Source organism: Neiella holothuriorum, from assembly GCF_019457915.1.
In the GTDB taxonomy this organism is placed as follows: Bacteria; Pseudomonadota; Gammaproteobacteria; order Enterobacterales; family Neiellaceae; genus Neiella; species Neiella holothuriorum.
In genome coordinates, this window is sequence record NZ_JAHZSS010000002.1 from 129407 (window position 1) to 148389 (window position 18983).

The window sequence follows — 18983 nt, forward strand, 5'->3', positions numbered from 1 at the left end:
GCTATCAAGGGGGGAAGCAGCGGGCCTGAGTGAGACAGTTTGCGCTCAGCGCTACAAGACAATCGTTAACTTGGCCCAAATGGCACGGCCAGTCTGACTTAAACGCTCGCCGGTTTGCTGCGCGGTGGCCATGACCCGGTTGTAACCACCCAGATGATCGGCATATTGCTTGTCAAACACGTTGTTGACGCCAAGATGGAAGGCGCCAACATTCAACTCAGTTTTTAATGTCAGATCGACCAAGCCATAACCTGCGGTTTTCTGCTCGCTATTGGTGGTCGAGATCTTGTCTTGCTCAGCCACGAGCAACCAATTCGCTGCAACCTGCCAGTCATACCACTGGTAACTGATTTGATTGCGCCAGTTTGGCGGGGCTACGCGGTATAAGTTGTCGTCAATATCGCGGCGTTTTCCGCGTACGTAACTGGCAGTAGAAGTCCAAGTCCAACTGTCATGCCATTGCCAGCTTAGTAACAGATCACCACCGTATAGCTCGGCTTCAACATTGCTAAACAGCAAGGGCGAATTGCCGGTCATCATGGTGGCGACCATATTCGCTGCGGCATAAGAGCCATCGTCTGGCAGCGGCGTGCCTTGAATGTAATCATCAATTCGCTGATAGAACAGGTGCGGCTCTATTTGGAGCGAGGACGACTGCCAGCGACCGCCAATATCCAGTTGCCAAGCTCGCTCGGCATCTAGATTCGGATCGCCAATATAAGTGCGGCCATCAGCCAAGCCGGCCGTCGCTTCGAGTGGAAACCATAAATAACGCTCTTGGTAGCTCGGTGCGCGCTGCTTGTGGCCGAGCGAAAGGCTATAAGACCAGTGCGCTGCAGGCTGCCAGTGGCCGGCCAATGTAGTATCGATTAACCAGTCGTCTTGATCGCGTTTGGCGTTATTAAAATTGTCGACCAGCATGGCGATCATGGCCGAATTACCCGCCATTGAATGGGTCACTTCGCCAGCATCTGACGCCACATAGGTCGCCCGTACATCTGCTGATAACTGGTGCTCTGGCGCAGCTTGTGACCAACTTGCGTAGAAACTGGTTTTATCGTCATCAATGGCATTGAAGTTGGTGATCACGAACATAGCGTTTGTTGGATCGGTAATGGTTGCATCGTGATGGGCGCGCAGACCATTACTGCCAAATTCCAACGTTTGGTTATTCAAGTTCCGCTTCGCTTTGGCTGACCATTGCCAGTCATCAGAATTCGCAAGGTTTTGTCGCATACGACCGGACAGCTCGCCATTGTTGCGCATGGTGAAGTTGTCCATCAGGTGTTCACCATCGCTGTAACTCAGTTGCATGTGGGCTTGCCACTCTCGCCAGTCAACTTGGCTGGTGATGCCTGCGCGATCGGTGTCGATATAAAGAATATCCATTGGCAATGCGGGGGTGCCGGATAAACCGGTATCGAAACGCTGCCCCCATACTTGAATGTGGCCCGATTGCAGGTTGTACTGATATTTGGCTCCTGCGACCCATTTGTCGAATTCAGTTGGCTCGATCGAATTGCCGTTGCCCGACTCCAGATGATCAGTCGCCTGTTGCCAGTCGTAAAACAATTGCACGCCATGATCGCGGTTGCCGGATTCCACCACGATGGCTGCGCGATATTGCTCACCATTGTCTTGGTACCCCAACGACACTTCGGCGGACGTGACGAATTGTTCGCCTATTTCCGCAGGTATTGGCCGTAGGTTAACGGCAAATGCCCCACCCAAACTTTCAATGGCTGTATCAACCGGTGTCACTCCGCGATGCTGCTCAATATCTTGTAATAAGATCATTGGCACGTAGCTGAGTGGCGAGTCCATTGAGTTGGGGCCTGTGCCGATGACGCCGACGCCATCAATAGTGACCGCAACGCGATCGCCATATAGCCCGCGATATTGTGCGATTGGTGTGAGTGGGCCGTTTCGGTTGATATTGGCGCCCGGTAATCGTTTCACCAACTCGCCAGGGTCGGGTTGTTGGTAGCCTGTTGGTAATTCGACGGTGATCTGGTTGTGGTCTTGGGTACCAATGATTTCAATGTGATCAGGCGTTGCTGACAGAGCAGCAGTTGGTAGGGCAGCCAAAGTGGCTAACAGGCAGGTGCGGGAAGTCAATCGTGACTCCTATAATTTTATTTTTGTTATCAACTTGTTGGGCAACATAGGTAAGTAACGGCTGAGGCTCAATGACTATTTGGCAAGCTGCGACAATATGTCGCAGGGGCAATCGCGTTGAAAGTTGGTTGGCAGAAGTATTGCGATATTCACAATAACGAAACATTTGTCTTGTGTTGATTCCGGCGGCCTCCTAAGGTGGCTGCCTAACTATGGGCTGGGATGCTGGAGTTGCCTTTTGTCTGTTTCAAACCGTTATTTAACGCGTGTTGCGGTAAGTTGTTTGGCCGTTTTGGTGTTGTTGCTTTGGTGGGCACAGCTCGATGTTCAACGGGGCGAGTCAGACTTCGCCTTGGTGGCATACGAACTCGAGTTTTCGGAAGAAAGTTTGCCGGAGTTTTTGGAATACCCTGCTGGGCCGGTTCGTAAAGAAATTTTCACCGACTATTTGGTGCCACTTATTCAGCAAGTCAATGCTCATGTGTTGATGGTACGAGAAAGCGCTTTGGCCGTTGCGCAACTTGAGCGCAAGCTCAGCAAAGCTGAACGTCAGTGGCTAGCGGGGCTGTGTGAACTGTATCGAGTCGAGGCTGATTGCCAACCGAGCGCGGTTTTAGCTGATGAATTAGCACTACGGATTAATGCTGTGCCTGTTGCTTTAGCTGTTGCTCAAGGGGCCAAGGAATCCGGTTGGGGCACGTCGCGCTTTGCCCGAGAAGGCAACAACCTGTTTGGTCATTGGTGTTTTGAAGCTGGCTGTGGGCTGATCCCTAAGTTTCGCAATGCGGGCGCTACTCATGAAGTTGCGGTGTTTGATGCACCAGCGGAAGCCATTGAGGCTTATATTGAGAATATTAACAGCCACCAAGCTTATGCCGAGGTGCGCCTGCAGCGGAGTGATCAAGGACTGGATCCACAAGCGATGGCATTGGGCTTGAGCCGTTATTCCGAGCGTGGCCAAGCGTATGTTGATGAAGTCCAGAAAATGATGCGGCAGAATCCGAGCTGGCTTGAATTTCCGATCACGGCAATTAGCTCGCCATCGGCCGATTAATCGGGTTGGGTCTTCCCGATTTCAGTGCTAGATTGATGAACCAAGAAAAAAGCAGAATCGAGTTGAATAGACATGAGTAAAATTGAACGGGTCGCTGTGGTTGGCGGCACTCACGGTAATGAATTCACAGGGGTTTACCTGTACCGCCAATACATGCAGAACAAGCAATATGGTACTCGCCCTAGCTTTGACACCGAGTTGGTCTTTGCCAACCCGCGCGCTCACGATGAAAATCGACGCTATTGTGACCATGATTTAAACCGTCAATTTACTCAAGCCGATTTGACTAATCCTGAGCTCACCAGTTACGAGCAAAGCCGGGCTAAGGCGATTAATCAGCAGCTTGGTCCTAAGTCTGATCCGCGTACTGACTTTGTGATTGATTTGCACACCACCACATCAAACATGGGTGCAACGTTGTTGTTACTGCAGCAGGGTGAAATCTATCGCAAGCTTGCGGCGTACATCACGGTGAAAATGCCAGAGGTGATCGTGATTCGCGATCAAGACCATTTGCCGCGTGACGAACACAACATGCTGGCCACCATCGGCAAGTTTGGCGTCATTGTGGAAGTTGGGCCAGTGCCACAAGCTGTATTGCGCGACGATGTGTATCAGCAGAGTCATCAGATGACTCAACACATTCTCGACTTTTTGGAGTTATGGAATACTGAACAGCTGCCGGAGTTGCCTGAAACGGTTGATGCTTTCCGCTACACCGAGTGCATCACTTTACCTGTTGATGCGTTGGGCAATCGTTTGGGCATGGTGCATGAGCACGTGCAAGACGGGGACTTTAAACCACTGCATCCGGGCGACCCGATCTTCCAATGCTTTGATGGCAGTGTGGTGACCTTTGACGGTGAGCAAACGGTTTACCCTGGCTTCATTAACGAAGCGGCTTACTACGACAATAATCTGGCGATGTCTTTCCACGAGAAAATCGTCATTGATGTAACGAGCAAAGATTAACGGGCGAACTGCATAAGCGAATACGTTTACTAATCTCATTGAGGGAGCCGCGTGGCTCCCTCAATTGTTAGTGAGTTCGGCTTGTGTCAGATACCGACTAAGCGGCTTCGGCCATATCGGGTTTAAAATCGACCACTGCATTGGACTTTGGCTCGCCAACCGGCAACATGACTTTGCCATGCACTTCATTGATAACCGACGCCATGGCTAAGTAAATGGCACTTAAGCCGCAGACAATGCCTTCCCAGCCGGCAATGTGACCAATCAACTCTGAACCTGTCCAGTTGTGTATAGCCAACAAAAAGAACAGCACGGTAAGGCTGGCAAAAATAAACTGCTTCACGCGGTTAAATTTCAGCGTGCCAACAAACATCAGCCCGGTAAAGGTGCCCCAAGCCGCCAGAAACCACCCCATGAATGCAGGTGACGTGGCTTCCGCCATGCCCATTTTAGGCAACACCCAAAGCCCCACTAAAGTAATCCAGAAAAAACCGTAAGAGACGAACGCTGTCACACCGAAGGTATTGTTTTTCTTATATTCGAGAATGCCAGCGATCACTTGAGCTAGGCCGCCGTAGAACAGGCCCATCGCCATAATGGACGCGTTAAGAGGAAAAAAACCAGCATTATGAATATTGAGAAGCACCGTTGTCATGCCAAAGGCCATTAAGCCCAGTGGTGCAGGATTTGCGTAATGAGACGTCATTTGAATGCCTTAGAAAAAGTGTGAGCTTGGTCATGTTTCTGGCGCGCAATGTAACAACGTTCATAAAGGTTTGAGAGCTAAAATAAATGGCCGTGTGCAGCAAGACTTCAGATTTTAGTTATTTTATTTTTTTAAATAAGCCGGCATTTCGAGCGGGCCTGAGTCACTTGTTGCGTATGGATTTTTTCAAATTAGATTGGCCCAACAGAGCACAAGTGAGCACCTTGGTGAGGATAAATGGAACGCTGAAAATAGCGATCAATGGTTGGGCTTATTTTTAGCGCTGACCCACAAGGTGATGACCCCAGCGACCACCACTTGGCCTGAGGTGTCGGCGGCTTCTACTGGCACCTGCATGTCGCCTGGTTGCCATAATTCAGGTGAAATATTAACCCGACAAGTGACATCCGTCGCCGCTTTAGCCGTGTAGTTGACCTGCATGCCTTTTGGGATCCAGCGTAAGTGTTTCGGAATGGATGCTTCAGCCATGAACCCCATCGCCATCTCTAATCCATTGCAGATAGCAATGACATGCACAGTGCCAATATGATTGGTCACAGACTTACGTTTTTTGATCAGGCATTCGCAGTGATTCGCTGATAAATGCGTGATGAGCGGATGAATGGTTTTGAAGTACGGCGCGCGCCTTGCGGCATAGCGACTAAACAGCCATTGACCCAATGGTAATCTGTTAAATTTTTGATAAATCTTAAGCACGTAATTGTCTGACATTCAACACCTCCGACCAGTTGTTATTTAACTTAATCGGAGCTGGAATCGATTAGCAAGCAGTGTTTTCCGCTTCGTGTTGATTCTGTGCTGTGGGTTAGGGTTTGGATTTGTGCGTTAGTGTTGCTCATCGTTAGGGGTTGTTTGCGGCATGGTGATTGGCTTACGTGAGCGATAGACCACGGCTGTTGTAGAAATCTTATCTTGAATGGCTTGGCGGTTTGGATCCCAATAAATTTGTAAGAAGCCCAGCAGTCCGGTCGCCAGCCCAGCGATATAGCCACCGTAGCGCCCAAAGCAACCCCACATCGTTAACTTTTGGCCGTCGAGGCGCAATACTCTAATTCGCATCAATCGTTTGCCAATGGTTTGCCCGTTAAACCAACTGGTGAGAATTGAGAAGTAAAGGATCGCCCAGCTAAAGCCTAAGCCTAAATCTTTGAGTGTGCCGCGTAGTAGCGCCATGGGTGATATTGCTTCCGCGCAGTTGCTGGCGTCGTCAATTTCTATTGCGCTCATCTCGTCGTCGTTATCGTCATCGAGGGCGACAAGCTGTGGATCGGCATCGACGGATTGCGGGTCTAGCTCTGCAGCAAGTTGTTGTGCTTGGTTTGTTTCTACGGCAGCTGTTTGCTCGGGCTCAGGGCCCAAAATAGCAGGGATCTCAGACGCCGGAAGTACCGACTCATTCAATGACTCTTTGAGCATGTGGTATTGCACGATGGGCGAGAGTTCTGATTGTGCCAGCGACTGTTGTAGTTTGACTGCCTGCGTTTGGGCGCAAGCCGTGTCTGTGCATTGCTCCAGCGCAATCAACTCTGGCAGGTGGCCGACAACTGTTGCTATATCGGTCATTTGTTGGTTGCTGGGGGCAATTTCTGACTCATCGAATAGTATCGCGAGCACCACAATCACAATAAGTGTCGCGACCAGCGCGAAACGCTTTTTGAAGCCGTGTAAGGATTGTTTGATAAGCCAAAGGGTGGCGAAAATCGGCAGTGCCCATTCGGCATCTAAAAAGGTGGCGGCGGCGCCAATGAAACACAGGTCAATCAACATGGCCATGCCGCGGCGCCAAGGTCGGGCGAGTGGCAGGTTCAGTAATTGCGGGGCGATGCGAAACGCATAAGGGGTGATTTTAGATCGTGTTTCGCTTCCGTCTGCGGTACTTAATGCCATCCTTGGTCAACTCCAGTTGCATCCACCAACTGGCCATCATGGCGAGCTTGTTGCCGATGCGACTTGATCGATACTAACTTTTTGGCAATAAACGGCCTGTCTCACCAACAGGTTAAGATGCAACGTGAGGTTAGCGAGGTTTGCCGTTTTGCTGCGAAATGGATTACACCGGTGGTGGATTATCGCGCTCAGAGTCGGCATTGGCAGTAATGGTGGCTAACGCCAAACAAGTATCCAGCATGCGGTTGGCATAGCCCCACTCGTTATCGCACCAGAGTAATAGTTTCACCAAGTGGCCATCAGAAACGCGGGTTTGGCTACCATCAACAATCACTGAATGCTCATCGTGATTAAAGTCTGCCGACACAACTGGATCTTCGGTGAAGTCCATGATGCCGATAAAGCGCTCTTCAGAAGCTTGCTGCAGGATGGCATTCACACTGGCCACATCAACGCGCGTTGAAAGCGTTAGAGAAATATCCATGGCGGTCACATTGGTGGTGGGCACCCGCACGGCAATGGCCTCAAACTTGTTTTCGAGGTGCGGTAAGATCCGCTCAATCCCGCGGGCTAGTTTGGTGTCTACCGGAATAATTGATTGGCTGGCGGCGCGTGTTCGCCGTAAATCATGGTGGTAGGCGTCAATGACGACTTGATCATGCATCATCGAATGAATGGTGGTAATAGCGCCGCGCTCAATGCCAAACACTTCATCAATAACGCTGAGAACGGGTACGCAGCAGTTTGTAGTGCACGAGGCATTCGACACGATTTGGTGCTCAGGTTTGAGTTCGTGTTGATTGACGCCAAACACAATCGTGGCATCCACATCGGCATCGGCCGGATGGCTGAAAATAACTTTCTGGGCGCCAGCTTCAATGTGCTTTTGAGCATCTTCGCGGCTACTCATTACGCCGGTGCATTCCAATACAATATCGACTTGCAGTTCTTCCCAAGGTAATTGGGTTGGGTCGGCTTCATGGGTCAATGCAATGGCATCTTCCTCTACCCAAAGTACGCCTTCGCCAATGCTCACCGGCAAGTAAAAGCGGCCATGGGTGGTGTCATATTGAGTGAGGTGACGAATGGCTTCCGGCGTTGCCAGCTCATTGATGGCAACCAGTTGCATGTAATCGCGTAGCCCCGACTCATATAGGGCGCGAAAAGCGCTACGACCGATCCGGCCAAACCCATTAATGGCGATACGAAGAGGTTTTTCTAAGCTGGGAAACTGAATCGACATGCACGCGCACTCTATAGCGATGAACAACAAAAAGCAGAAGGTCACTGTAACATGGCTAGCTGGCGCAGCAAGCGGCAAATAAAATTGACTAGAACGTGAATGTGAGAAATTTTATTATCTAGCTGTTTTTATTGTATTTGTTGTTTTTATAAAAAGTGACCAAAAAATATTTATGATTAAATAGTCACTTTTTTTGCATATATTTTCTGTTTGTCGGTATGATGCTGCCTTGCTTTGATGGGGCGACAGTGACGTACCTATTTCGCCTGCTTAAACTTTGTTCAATCACACCTGGTTTGAGCAGCAACAAGGTCCCACGCGTAGTAAACTTCGCAAACTGTAAAAAGGCATTACAACGAACTCGTTACTGTGAGTTTTGAACAAAAACTCGCCAGTCAAAGCAACTATAATGGAGAGCTGATCAGCAACGCCTTTATTGCTGAACAGGTCTAACAAGAAGACGAATGCAGTAAAAAGCCACTAGGGGTTGTTCTTGGTCAATCTTTTACTTGTGTAAATGGCTGATAAAGAACGCCTGTTTTTCGCACCTCGCCCTCGTTCCTTGCACAGAGGAACGACAGAGTATAAGCATAATTAGGAACCATCTCATGCAAATCGGGATTCCAAAGGAAATCGCTCTTAATGAGAAGCGCGTTGCCGCCACGCCCACAAGCATAGGTCAGCTGCTCAAGCTGGGCTTTGATGTGGTCGTTGAAGCAGATGCGGGACTCGCCTCAAGTCATAGCAATGAGGCGTATGAACAAGCGGGCGCTAAAGTCGTTGACCGCGCTGCAGCTTGGCAAAGTGACATCGTACTAAAAGTGAACGGTCCTATCGCGACCGACGATGGTCATGAAGCCGACCAACTAAAAGAAGGCGCATTGCTGATCAGCTTTATTTGGCCAGCACAGAATGAAGCGTTGCTGAAACTGCTTGCCGACAAGAAAATTAATACCATGGCCATGGACATGGTGCCGCGGATCTCTCGTGCCCAATCGCTGGATGCACTGAGTTCAATGGCTAACATCGCCGGTTACCGCGCGGTGGTTGAATCGGCCCATCATTTTGGTCGTTTCTTTACGGGGCAAATTACTGCTGCCGGTAAAGTTCCACCAGCCAAAGTTTTGGTAATTGGTGCTGGTGTTGCTGGTTTAGCTGCGATTGGTGCAGCGGGCAGCTTGGGCGCTGAAGTTCGAGCATTCGACACTCGCCCAGAAGTAAAAGAACAAATTAATTCAATGGGTGCTGAATTCCTTGAATTGGAGTTTGAAGAAGAAGCTGGCTCCGGCGATGGCTATGCCAAAGTCATGTCAGAGGAATTCATCGCTGCAGAAATGGCATTGTTCCGTGAGCAAGCCAAAGACGTCGACATCATCATCACTACGGCGCTGATCCCAGGCAAGCCTGCACCTAAGTTGATCTTAGAAGACATGGTTCAGCTGATGAAGCCGGGCAGCGTGATTGTTGACTTGGCGGCTGCTACTGGTGGTAACTGTGAGTTAACCGAGCCTGAGCAAGTCGTGGTGAAAGAAGATGTGACCATTATTGGTTACACGGATTTGCCATCGCGCTTACCTGGTCAGTCGAGCCAGCTTTACGGCACCAACTTGGTCAACTTGCTCAAGCTGCTGTGTAAAGAGAAAGACGGCAACATCAACATCGATTTCGAAGATGTGGTGATCCGTGGTGTTACTTCGGTGAAAGATGGCGAAGTCACCTTCCCACCACCACCAATTCAAGTGAGTGCAGCACCTAAAGCTGAGCCAGCACCAGAGCCTGTTGCAAAAGAACCAGAAGCACCGAAAAAGCCGTGGCTCAAGCCTGCGCTGGCTGCTGCTGGCATTGCTGCTTTTGGTTGGGTTGGCAGCGTTGCGCCGCCTGAGTTCTTGGCGCACTTCACTGTATTTGTATTGGCCTGTGTGGTTGGTTACTACGTCGTTTGGAACGTGACCCACGCCTTGCACACGCCGCTTATGAGTGTGACCAATGCGATTTCCGGCATCATCATTGTCGGTGCTTTGGTACAGGTCGGCATCGACAGTCCACTCATCATGATACTGGCATTTATTGCCGTGTTAATTGCCGCAATTAACATCTTCGGGGGCTTTACCGTCACCCACCGGATGTTGAAAATGTTCAGTAAAGGGGAGTAAGCAGCATGTCTCAAGGATTAGTAACTGCGGCATACATTGTTTCTGCCCTGATGTTCATTTTGTCATTAGCTGGTCTGTCAAAGCAGGAATCTGCCAAAGCAGGTAACTGGTACGGCGTTGCCGGTATGACCATTGCGCTCATCGCCACCATTCTCGACCCGAAAGTCAGCGGTGTTGGCTACATTATTGTGGCAATGGTAATTGGCGCCATCATTGGTATTCGCTTGGCATTAAAAGTCGAAATGACGCAAATGCCTGAGTTAGTAGCTATTTTGCACAGCTTTGTGGGTTTAGCTGCGGTGTTGGTTGGCTTTAACAGCTACTTCGAACATCACGAAGCGGCAGCCGCTGCCAAAGAAGCACTTGCTAGTGTTAATGAGTTGGCAATGGCCTTGGGCGGTAAAGTAGAGCCTGTGAACAGTGCCATGCAAAACATCCATTTGACGGAAGTCTTCTTAGGTGTGTTCATTGGTGCCATTACCTTCACCGGCTCTATTGTGGCCTTTGGTAAATTGCGTGGCGTTATGTCCTCTACGCCGCTGAATATTCCATTCAAGCACAAACTGAACTTACTGGCTGTTGTGGCCTCAACCGTGCTGATGATCCACTTCGTACAGCAAGGCGGCGAGACTTGGCCATTGATCGTCATGACGCTGATTGCCTTTGCTTTCGGTTGGCACTTGGTGGCATCGATCGGTGGTGCCGATATGCCGGTTGTTGTGTCGATGTTGAACTCTTACTCTGGTTGGGCAGCTGCGGCCGCAGGCTTCATGCTCAGTAACGATCTGTTGATTGTGACCGGTGCGTTGGTTGGTTCATCCGGTGCGATTCTGTCTTACATCATGTGTAAGGCCATGAACCGTTCGTTCATTAGCGTAATTGCGGGTGGTTTTGGTACCGATGGCTCTAGTGCTGGTAGCAGCGAAGAGCAAGGTGAACACAAAGAAACTACAGCTGAAGACGTGGCTGAAACATTGAAAAATGCCAGCTCCGTGATCATCACTCCTGGCTACGGTATGGCGGTTGCGCAAGCTCAATACCCAGTTGCTGAAATTACTCAGAAACTGCGTAATGCTGGCGTTGAAGTTCGCTTCGGTATTCACCCAGTTGCGGGTCGTTTGCCAGGCCACATGAACGTGCTGTTAGCCGAAGCGAAAGTGCCGTATGACATTGTGTTGGAAATGGATGAAATCAATGATGATTTCCCAGAAACTGATGTGGTACTTGTGATTGGCGCGAATGATACGGTCAACCCTGCTGCGCTAGATGATCCAAATAGCCCAATTGCTGGCATGCCGGTATTGGAAGTTTGGAATGCCAAAGAAGTGATTGTGTTCAAGCGTTCAATGAATACAGGTTACGCGGGTGTCCAAAATCCATTGTTCTTTAAAGAGAACTCATGGATGTTGTTTGGCGATGCCAAAGCATCGGTTGATAACATCAACAAGGCGCTGTAACTCGCACTTTGTGATAAAGCAAAAAGCCGCTCATCGAGCGGCTTTTTTATTGGCTAAATGCTAGGGCTTGAAGTGCTTACGCGATGCTTCCCTTGGCTAATACAACTTTGCTGGGCGCCAACGCTTGTGCTTGTTGCAAGGCCTGCTCAGCACGCTCTAACGTATCGGTAACGGCTTGGTCGGTGGGTGATCGCTCAGCAACACCAATGCTGACGGTGTAAGTTGCTTTGACATGATTTAATTCGATGGACGTTGATTGCAATTGACTGCACAGCCGCTGCGCGGTTACTTGTGCCGACTCGGCTTTGGTATGCAGTAACAGCGCTGAAAATTGGTCATCTCCCCAGCGGCATAAGTAGTCGGTTGAGCGCAGTGTTTTTTGAATTCTATCGGCCAATGCCGCAAGCGCCCGATCACCAAAAGTTATGCCCATCTTGTCGTTAAATATTTTGAAATCGTCGATATCGATCATCAAAATTGAAAAGCCGGTTTTGTAACGCTGGCTTCGTTCAAACTCGGCCGTGGCCCACGGCAAAAAACCTAACTGAGTTTTGCAACCCGTCAGCTTGTCGACGACCGCCAACTGCGTGGCTTCTTGCTCCAACTGTTTGGAATCGGTGATATCCCAGCTGACGCCAACCATGTAGCTTTCAGTTTGGGTGGTGGCTGGTTCAACGATACAGGCGCTTTTGATCACCCTAACCTGCTCATTGGGCAACACGATGCGGTATTCCAGCTCCATATTGCTTTGTTGTTCATTCGCCGCCAGCAGGGCATGTTCAATTTGCGCCCGATCATCGGGATGAATGCGATCGAACCAGACTTGATACAGTGATTGGCTGACATCTTCTTTGAGCGCGAACAATTGATGCATACGGCCATCCCAAACTAATGAGTGACTGCTGCTGTACCACTCCCAAATACCAAATTTTCCTGCCTGAGTAGCCAAACTCAAGCGGTGCGAATAATCCGCTAATTTGATTTGGGTTTGGGTTAATGAGTGGGTCAGGCGATGTTGTCGAATCAACATGGCGGCCATGCCAAACAAGATCAACGCGATCGTGAGGACGGTATAGGTATATTGCTCAATGATTTGGCTTGGGCGTATCTCATCGTAATTATCGTAAGGGGGCAACCGCAAAGTTTGTAGTAGCTCCCGTACCACACGATATTGAGACGGTACCGTCCAGCCGGCAATGTCGGCGGCTTGAGTTGGGCCACTGGTTGGCATCAGCAACAAGGCGGCAGCAACTTGTTCTGCCAGTGCACTTGATGTGTAAGACACTTTGGAAAAGGGCCACTCGGGATAAAGGGCGGTACTCAGTAAAAACGGAAATTGGTTTAATTGCTCTTGTGGTGGCGGTAGCACGCTGATGTTCGCCAGTGAGATTTTGCCTTCTGCTGCCATTTTCTCAAGCAGATCGGTACGGACTATACCAATGCTAGCGCGGCCATTAAGAACGGCTTGAACCACATTGTCATGGGTGCCTTCAAAGCTGACTGAAGCCAAATCGGTATGCGGGTCGATACCGGCATCTAGCATTTCTTTCATTGCCATGTGCCAGCCGCCGAGGGAGGCTTTATCCACCGCCGCGACGTGTTGGTTGCGGAGCTGACTAATGTTGGTGAGCTGTAATTTGTCAGCATGGCTAAAAATAACGCTGCCGAACGTCGAAAAGACTTTACCTGCTTTTTTGTTTTTTAAGGTGGCAATCCGGCTAATGCCATAGTCGTGCTCGAGCTGCACGTACATTGAAGCGTTGACCAGAATAAACTGCACGTTGCCAGCTTCCACGGCATTAGGGACTTGATCAAACGTGAGGGGGAGAATTTCAAACACATAACCGGGGATCTGACCGGTTAAGTAGTCGGCGGTTGGTTGCCAACGTTCTAGTGTAATTTCATGGCCGCGCTTGGCAATCACCCCAATGCGTACCAACTCTTCTGCAATGACGGGTTGAGCCAAAAACATGACGAGCATGCACATTGCTATGCCAATTCGTTGTGTCCAACGTGAGCTCACTGCTGCCATGGTTCTGCTTTTATTTGTTTTTCCGTACTTAAGCCTAACGGGTTCAGTCGAGATGGCAAATCTTGTATGGAAAAAGCCGTGGTACCACTCCTTTTAAGCAATGTGCTGATTTAATTGACCAAACAGGTGATATTCATGTGGCTGCATCGTAAGCTGGTGGCCGGATCAAGTAAGGGAGTTGAAACGATGAAAAGCTGGCTTATTGGGATATCGGCAATGTTGCTAACGGGCCACGTTTGGAGTTACGACCGAGTGACCGGCCATGACTTCGCGAGCCGCTCGGAAGTGATTGCAAGCAACGGCATGGCTGCCACCAGTCAACCGCTCGCTACGCAAGTGGCACTAGATGTACTGAAACAAGGCGGCAATGCCATTGATGCTGCGATTGCTGCCAACGCCATGTTGGGGTTGGTTGAGCCAACGGGCTGCGGTGTTGGAGGTGATTTATACGCCATTGTTTGGGATGCCAAAAGCAAAAAGCTTTATGGCCTCAATGCTTCAGGTCGATCGCCAAAATCGCTAACTCGCGATTATTTCATTGATAATGGGATGACTAAAATTCCATCCCATGGACCGCTGCCCGTCTCTGTACCCGGTGCAGTGGACGGCTGGTTCGAATTGCACGGTAAATTCGGTCAACTGCCGATGGCACAGCTACTGCAACCGGCGATTGGTTATGCCGAACAAGGCTTTCCTGTTACTGAACTGATTGGTTATTACTTAGGGCGGAGTGCGCCTAAATTAAGCCAATTTCCGGGATTTACTGAAACCTACATGCCTAATGGCAAGATCCCCAGCAAGGGCGACATTTTTGCCAATCCGCGCCTTGCCAATACCTACAAAGCGATCGCGAAAGGCGGTCGAGATGCGTTCTACAAAGGCCAAATCGCAAAAGACATTGCCGCTTATATGAAAGCCAATGGCGGCTTTTTAAGTTATGACGACTTAGCATCACACCGTTCCGAATGGGTTGAGCCTGTGTCGACGAATTACCGCGGCTATGACGTGTGGGAGTTGCCACCCAATGGTCAGGGGATTGCCGCGCTGCAAATACTGAATGTTTTGGAAGGTTATGACATTCAAGCCATGGGCTTTGATTCGCCTGATTATGTTCACGCTTTTGTTGAAGCGAAAAAGTTGGCGTTTGCAGATCGTGCGAAGTATTACGCCGATACGGACTTTAATACCATCCCCGTTCAGCAACTGATTTCCAAAAATTACGCCAATAAGCGTCGCGCTTTGATTGATATGAACAAAGCCAGCAAACGCGTGGATGCGGGTATTGTGCATGGCGATACTATTTACCTAACGACGGCCGATAAGCACGGTAATATGGTGTCGTTAATCCAAAGCAATTACCGCGGTATGGGCTCGGGCATGGTACCCGGTGAGCTTGGCTTTATGCTGCAAGATCGGGGCGAATTGTTTTCGTTAGAAGCCGGCCATTTTAATGTTTACGAGCCGGGCAAACGGCCATTCCACACCATTATTCCGGCATTCATTACCAAAGAAGACAAACCTTGGGTTAGCTTTGGCGTCATGGGCGGAGCAACACAGCCACAGGCTCATGCGCAAATCGTGATTAATCTGGTGGATTTTGGCATGAATCTGCAAGAAGCAGGCGATGCGCCGCGTATTCTCCATACCGGCTCAAGCCAGCCGACCGGCCAGCAAATGCTTGATGGTGGCGTGCTCAGTTTAGAAGAAGGTTTTAGCTTTATGACACGCCGGCAGTTGCTCAAACGAGGGCATACGTTGCAGCAAAATTCAGGCTCGTTCGGTGGCTATCAAGCAATCTTGCGCGACCCTAATAGCGGTGTGTATTACGGCGCATCGGAAAGCCGAAAAGACGGGCAAGCTGCGGGCTATTAATTGGTGAAAAAAAGGAGCGCTATGCGCTCCTAATCCAGGGAAATCTGAAACGTTAACTCTGTGGTGTGTATGCGTAGTAGCGGAACCAGTCATATTCCGCGGTCATCGGATATTGGTTGCCAGAGGTCTCGCCACCAAAATGAGGGCCTACTTGCGGCGTAGGGATCCAAAAATTCATCATGATTTTCGTTTCCGTTTCTGGCACCCAAGTTTTATTCACTTGAGGTGCTTTATAGGGTTGGTTGTCTAAATCGCTGTTGGTCAGCCGGCGAACCTCCACACCATCCATGAACCACGCCATATAGTCTGGCGTCCACTCAATGGCGTAAACGGTCCATTCGTTGGTGGCCTTGGTCATTGGATGAAGACTTTCCCAAGCGCCCCATGCGCGCGTTTGACTCCAGCCAAAATCAGGGTCGGTTGCACCATCGGCAAAGATTAAGTTGGATTGCATTGAACCGGGGCGGCCGCCTTCCAATTCAATATCGATTTCGCGCCACTGCCCATCATCACGATCGTAGGTAAACAGTGACGAAATAAAGCCTGTCGTGGGAGTTGTTGGGGTTTTAAAGCGCGCTTCAATGCGACCGTATTTGATTTTTTCAACGGTGCGGATTTCGCCGCAGCTGTAATCGTAAGCGCGTTTTTGCAACTGATGATCGTTTGAAAACCCTTCAGCAATAGGTTCTTTACGAACGGTTAGCGCCATTACACCGTTATTGATTTCAACGCCTTGTGGCTGAAAGCGGCAGTCGGCTTCATGGCCTACTGCGCCATCGCCACGTTCCCATAAGGCTGAATCGAAGCCATCGAAACGCTCATCCATAACCAAGGTGAAATTATCGTATTGACCTGTATAGCCAGCGTAGGCTTCAGGTTGAGAGGTAGAGTCGGCTGGAGAACAGGCGGTTAAACCGGTTATTGCAATCACCGCCGCAGAGCTGGCTATGAAGTGTGGTTTCATGATGTCTCTTCTTGTTCGTGGGCTAGTTGTTATACCGAGCTATTCGCTGTAACCCCAGTATTTATGTTTATGTAAGGGCTTACATTGCTAGCTTATCAAGATTTAGCTAGGGCTTTAAATTAACAATTCATTAATTTGCGAGGCAGATCTGATCTGCCGGCTGCATCAATAACAAATAGCCAGCGAGGCGCTCCCGATTAAAATCAAATGCTGTGGAACTTAAATCAATCATTCGCATCAAATCACTAACATTGGGTGACGTGCCTAATTCATTGATCAGTAAAGGGGAAACACTATGAATAAGTGGTTGAAGGGTATCAAAGGGATTGTTGGCCTGAGCCTGATTGCGGTTTTGGCGGGTTGTGGCTCAACCGCTGAGACCGACGAAGCCAAACACAGCGGCTTTTTGAGCAACTACGATAGGCAAGTTGAAATCCCAACAGGCGATGACGATCTACTCAAGACGCGTTGGGTTAGTGATGCAATGGCCAGTGGTAATCATACGGCGCTGATGATTGATCCGATCGTGTATTTCCCTGCCCCCATGACATCGGAAAAAGTCACAAGTGAAGTGCTGGCCGAGGTACTGAATTACACCAACGAAAGCATACGAGAATCAGCGGCTAGTACCGGCAAGCTGGTGGATAAACCAGGCCCTGGCGTGGTGCGTTTGCGCTTAGCCATCACGGGTGCGTCGATTGATGATCAAGGGCTAACGGCATTACAGTACCTGCCTATTGCGTTTGTCGCATCGGCTGCAACGGGCAATTTAGACAACCTCGCGGCTCACTTAACGGTTGAAGGAGAAGTGATTGATTCAGTCAGTGGCGAATTGCTCAGCTCAACCGTGCTGGTTGGTATTGGTAAGGAAGTGGATGACGATGAAGCCGTTCTTAATTTTGATATGGTCAAGCCTGTCATCGACAAGTGGAATCAAGAAATGATTGAAGGGATTGGCCGCGACTTGCATTAAATAGCGCGGAAATTCGAATAAAAAAAGCAGCGTTTGGAGCTGCTTTTTTTATGCGTTATTGCCAGCTCATCTCGCCATTTACGAGATACCTGAACAAGTTTCCCCGACGTCTCGGGGCGCTCAAGCGAACCTTTTGCAAGGGGCGTTACGACGGCTTTGCTCCAACGTTATCCTGCTGAATGACAAAGTCGCTTACCCATTCATTTCAAGCCCAAGCGGTATTCGTGTTCCAGTATTTTAACGCAAGGGATTCTAATACTTGCATCAATTAGTACGCGAGCCCGGCTTCACTCGATCGGTATTAACGGGGGTTTTTGTTGAGCCGCGCTCTGGCGGGCAAGGCAACTAATATTCGTTTTGAGTTTCAACAATGTCTTCGTAGCGAACCAGCCGGTTTCGGCCAGCCGCTTTGGCGTGATACAAGGCTTGGTCGGCTTTTTCCAATAATTCGGCCAGCACCTCGGCGGCATCGATCGTATTGCAGTTTTTGCAGTCCAGTTGGCAGCTACCGATGGAGACCGTCAACGGCTCTGGTAATTGCTCAATGGTGCCAATGCTTTCCATGATACGGCGGCAGGCTTCGAGGTTGGCCGAGTCATCGGCATCGGGGAACCAAATTACAAATTCTTCGCCGCCTAAGCGAGCAACATAATCATATTCACGCAATGCGTCAGAGATTTTGGTGGCGACCTCTTTGAGCACCGCATCGCCCACGGAATGGCCGTAGGTGTCGTTCACTTTTTTGAAAAAATCGATATCCAGCAGTGAGAGTGAGCCTTTGCTATTTGAACGGTTAAGCCGCTTAAGCTCTTTCATCATGTGCTGGAACATACCGCGGCGGTTGGGAATGTTGGTGAGGCTGTCGTAATAGGCCTGAAACTTAAGTTTGCGGTTGAGATCTTCGAGTTGCTGCTCTTGCTTGCGGCGGATCAACTCGACTTCAATCCATGACGCCATTAACTGCAGGGCATCAATATCAACATCGGCAAACTTACGTGAATATGGGATCGCACTGGAAAAGTTTAGAGTGCCATACACTTCATCTTCAAAGCAGATGGGAATACCAATATAGGATTCAAGGCCAAATTCTTGGTAGGCAGGATGGGACGCGTAGCGATCATCTTCCCCCATGTGTTCGATAGCAACGGGGGCCTTGGCTTTACAGGTGATGGCGCAGTAGGTGGAATCGAAATTAAATTTGTCACCTTGGTGCAGTTCTAACCCGTCTGGCACCACACAGTGATCGATTACATAATGTTTGCCTTCAATGTGCGACAAGATGCCAATATCGAGGTTGAATCGGGTCAGACCCATTCGGATTAACTCAGTGATTTGATGATCAAACCCTTGCTTATAATCCTGTGTGATTTGATAGAGCCGACGGATCACCGCCTCGCTACTGGATGGTGACAGCATAGAGAACTCCAATATCGTAACAAACCTAGCGTAGACGTTGGTGGAGTGCGATGAAGGCTTAATTGCGTAAAGTTGTGGCTACTTCACTGATCTTGTCTGATTTCATTGCGAATTA

Annotated in this window: 14 protein-coding genes; 6 read left to right on the forward strand and 8 right to left on the reverse strand. The window is 49.6% G+C overall.

Features of this window, described 5'->3' with window-relative positions:
* Positions 1-51: 51 nt before the first annotated feature.
* Positions 52-2118, reverse strand: a complete 2067-nt coding sequence (locus K0504_RS02380) for a TonB-dependent receptor (protein ID WP_220102550.1) — start codon at positions 2116-2118, stop codon at positions 52-54.
* Between the two features lie 238 nt (positions 2119-2356).
* Here K0504_RS02380 and K0504_RS02385 point away from each other — a divergent pair, with 238 nt between their 5' ends.
* Positions 2357-3172 carry a glucosaminidase domain-containing protein gene (locus K0504_RS02385; protein WP_220102551.1) on the forward strand — a complete coding sequence of 272 codons (816 nt, stop codon included), beginning with the start codon at positions 2357-2359 and terminating at the stop codon, positions 3170-3172.
* A gap of 72 nt (positions 3173-3244) precedes the next feature.
* Complete coding sequence (locus K0504_RS02390; RefSeq protein WP_220102552.1) at positions 3245-4144, forward strand: aspartoacylase; 900 nt, start codon at positions 3245-3247, stop codon at positions 4142-4144.
* Between the two features lie 97 nt (positions 4145-4241).
* On the opposite strand, the gene K0504_RS02395 is transcribed toward K0504_RS02390, so the two are convergent.
* The 4 genes from K0504_RS02395 to epd form a co-directional block, all read right to left on the reverse strand.
* Entirely contained in the window at positions 4242-4850 is a 609-nt protein-coding gene (locus K0504_RS02395) for an acetate uptake transporter (RefSeq protein ID WP_220102553.1), read from the reverse strand.
* Positions 4851-5108: 258 nt separating this feature from the next.
* Positions 5109-5582, reverse strand: a complete 474-nt coding sequence (locus K0504_RS02400; RefSeq protein WP_220102554.1) for a hotdog fold domain-containing protein — start codon at positions 5580-5582, stop codon at positions 5109-5111.
* Between the two features lie 114 nt (positions 5583-5696).
* Positions 5697-6758, reverse strand: a complete 1062-nt coding sequence (locus tag K0504_RS02405; RefSeq protein ID WP_220102555.1) for an RDD family protein — start codon at positions 6756-6758, stop codon at positions 5697-5699.
* Positions 6759-6921: 163 nt separating this feature from the next.
* A complete protein-coding gene (gene epd / locus K0504_RS02410) occupies positions 6922-8001 on the reverse strand; it encodes an erythrose-4-phosphate dehydrogenase (RefSeq protein ID WP_220102556.1) in 1080 nt (359 codons plus the stop codon).
* A gap of 608 nt (positions 8002-8609) precedes the next feature.
* Between epd and K0504_RS02415 the strand changes: the two genes are divergently transcribed.
* Both K0504_RS02415 and pntB read left to right on the forward strand, forming a co-directional pair.
* Positions 8610-10154 (forward strand): Re/Si-specific NAD(P)(+) transhydrogenase subunit alpha, encoded by a 1545-nt coding sequence (locus K0504_RS02415; protein WP_220102557.1) that lies wholly within the window; start codon positions 8610-8612, stop codon positions 10152-10154.
* 5 nt (positions 10155-10159) lie between these two features.
* A complete protein-coding gene (pntB, locus tag K0504_RS02420) occupies positions 10160-11611 on the forward strand; it encodes a Re/Si-specific NAD(P)(+) transhydrogenase subunit beta (RefSeq protein WP_220102558.1) in 1452 nt (483 codons plus the stop codon).
* Positions 11612-11687: 76 nt separating this feature from the next.
* On the opposite strand, the gene K0504_RS02425 is transcribed toward pntB, so the two are convergent.
* Entirely contained in the window at positions 11688-13643 is a 1956-nt protein-coding gene (locus tag K0504_RS02425; protein WP_220102559.1) for a PhnD/SsuA/transferrin family substrate-binding protein, read from the reverse strand.
* 186 nt (positions 13644-13829) lie between these two features.
* Here K0504_RS02425 and ggt point away from each other — a divergent pair, with 186 nt between their 5' ends.
* Positions 13830-15515, forward strand: a complete 1686-nt coding sequence (ggt, locus tag K0504_RS02430) for a gamma-glutamyltransferase (RefSeq protein ID WP_220102560.1) — start codon at positions 13830-13832, stop codon at positions 15513-15515.
* A 52-nt stretch (positions 15516-15567) separates the two neighbouring features.
* Here the strand turns inward: ggt and K0504_RS02435 are convergent, their stop codons facing one another.
* A complete protein-coding gene (locus tag K0504_RS02435; protein WP_220102561.1) occupies positions 15568-16479 on the reverse strand; it encodes a glycoside hydrolase family 16 protein in 912 nt (303 codons plus the stop codon).
* A gap of 295 nt (positions 16480-16774) precedes the next feature.
* Here K0504_RS02435 and K0504_RS02440 point away from each other — a divergent pair, with 295 nt between their 5' ends.
* Complete coding sequence (locus K0504_RS02440) at positions 16775-17452, forward strand: DUF3313 domain-containing protein (protein WP_220102562.1); 678 nt, start codon at positions 16775-16777, stop codon at positions 17450-17452.
* A 345-nt stretch (positions 17453-17797) separates the two neighbouring features.
* On the opposite strand, the gene K0504_RS02445 is transcribed toward K0504_RS02440, so the two are convergent.
* Positions 17798-18868: a sensor domain-containing diguanylate cyclase gene (locus tag K0504_RS02445; RefSeq protein ID WP_220102563.1), complete on the reverse strand. Its 1071-nt coding sequence runs from the start codon at positions 18866-18868 to the stop codon at positions 17798-17800.
* Positions 18869-18983: the final 115 nt, after the last annotated feature.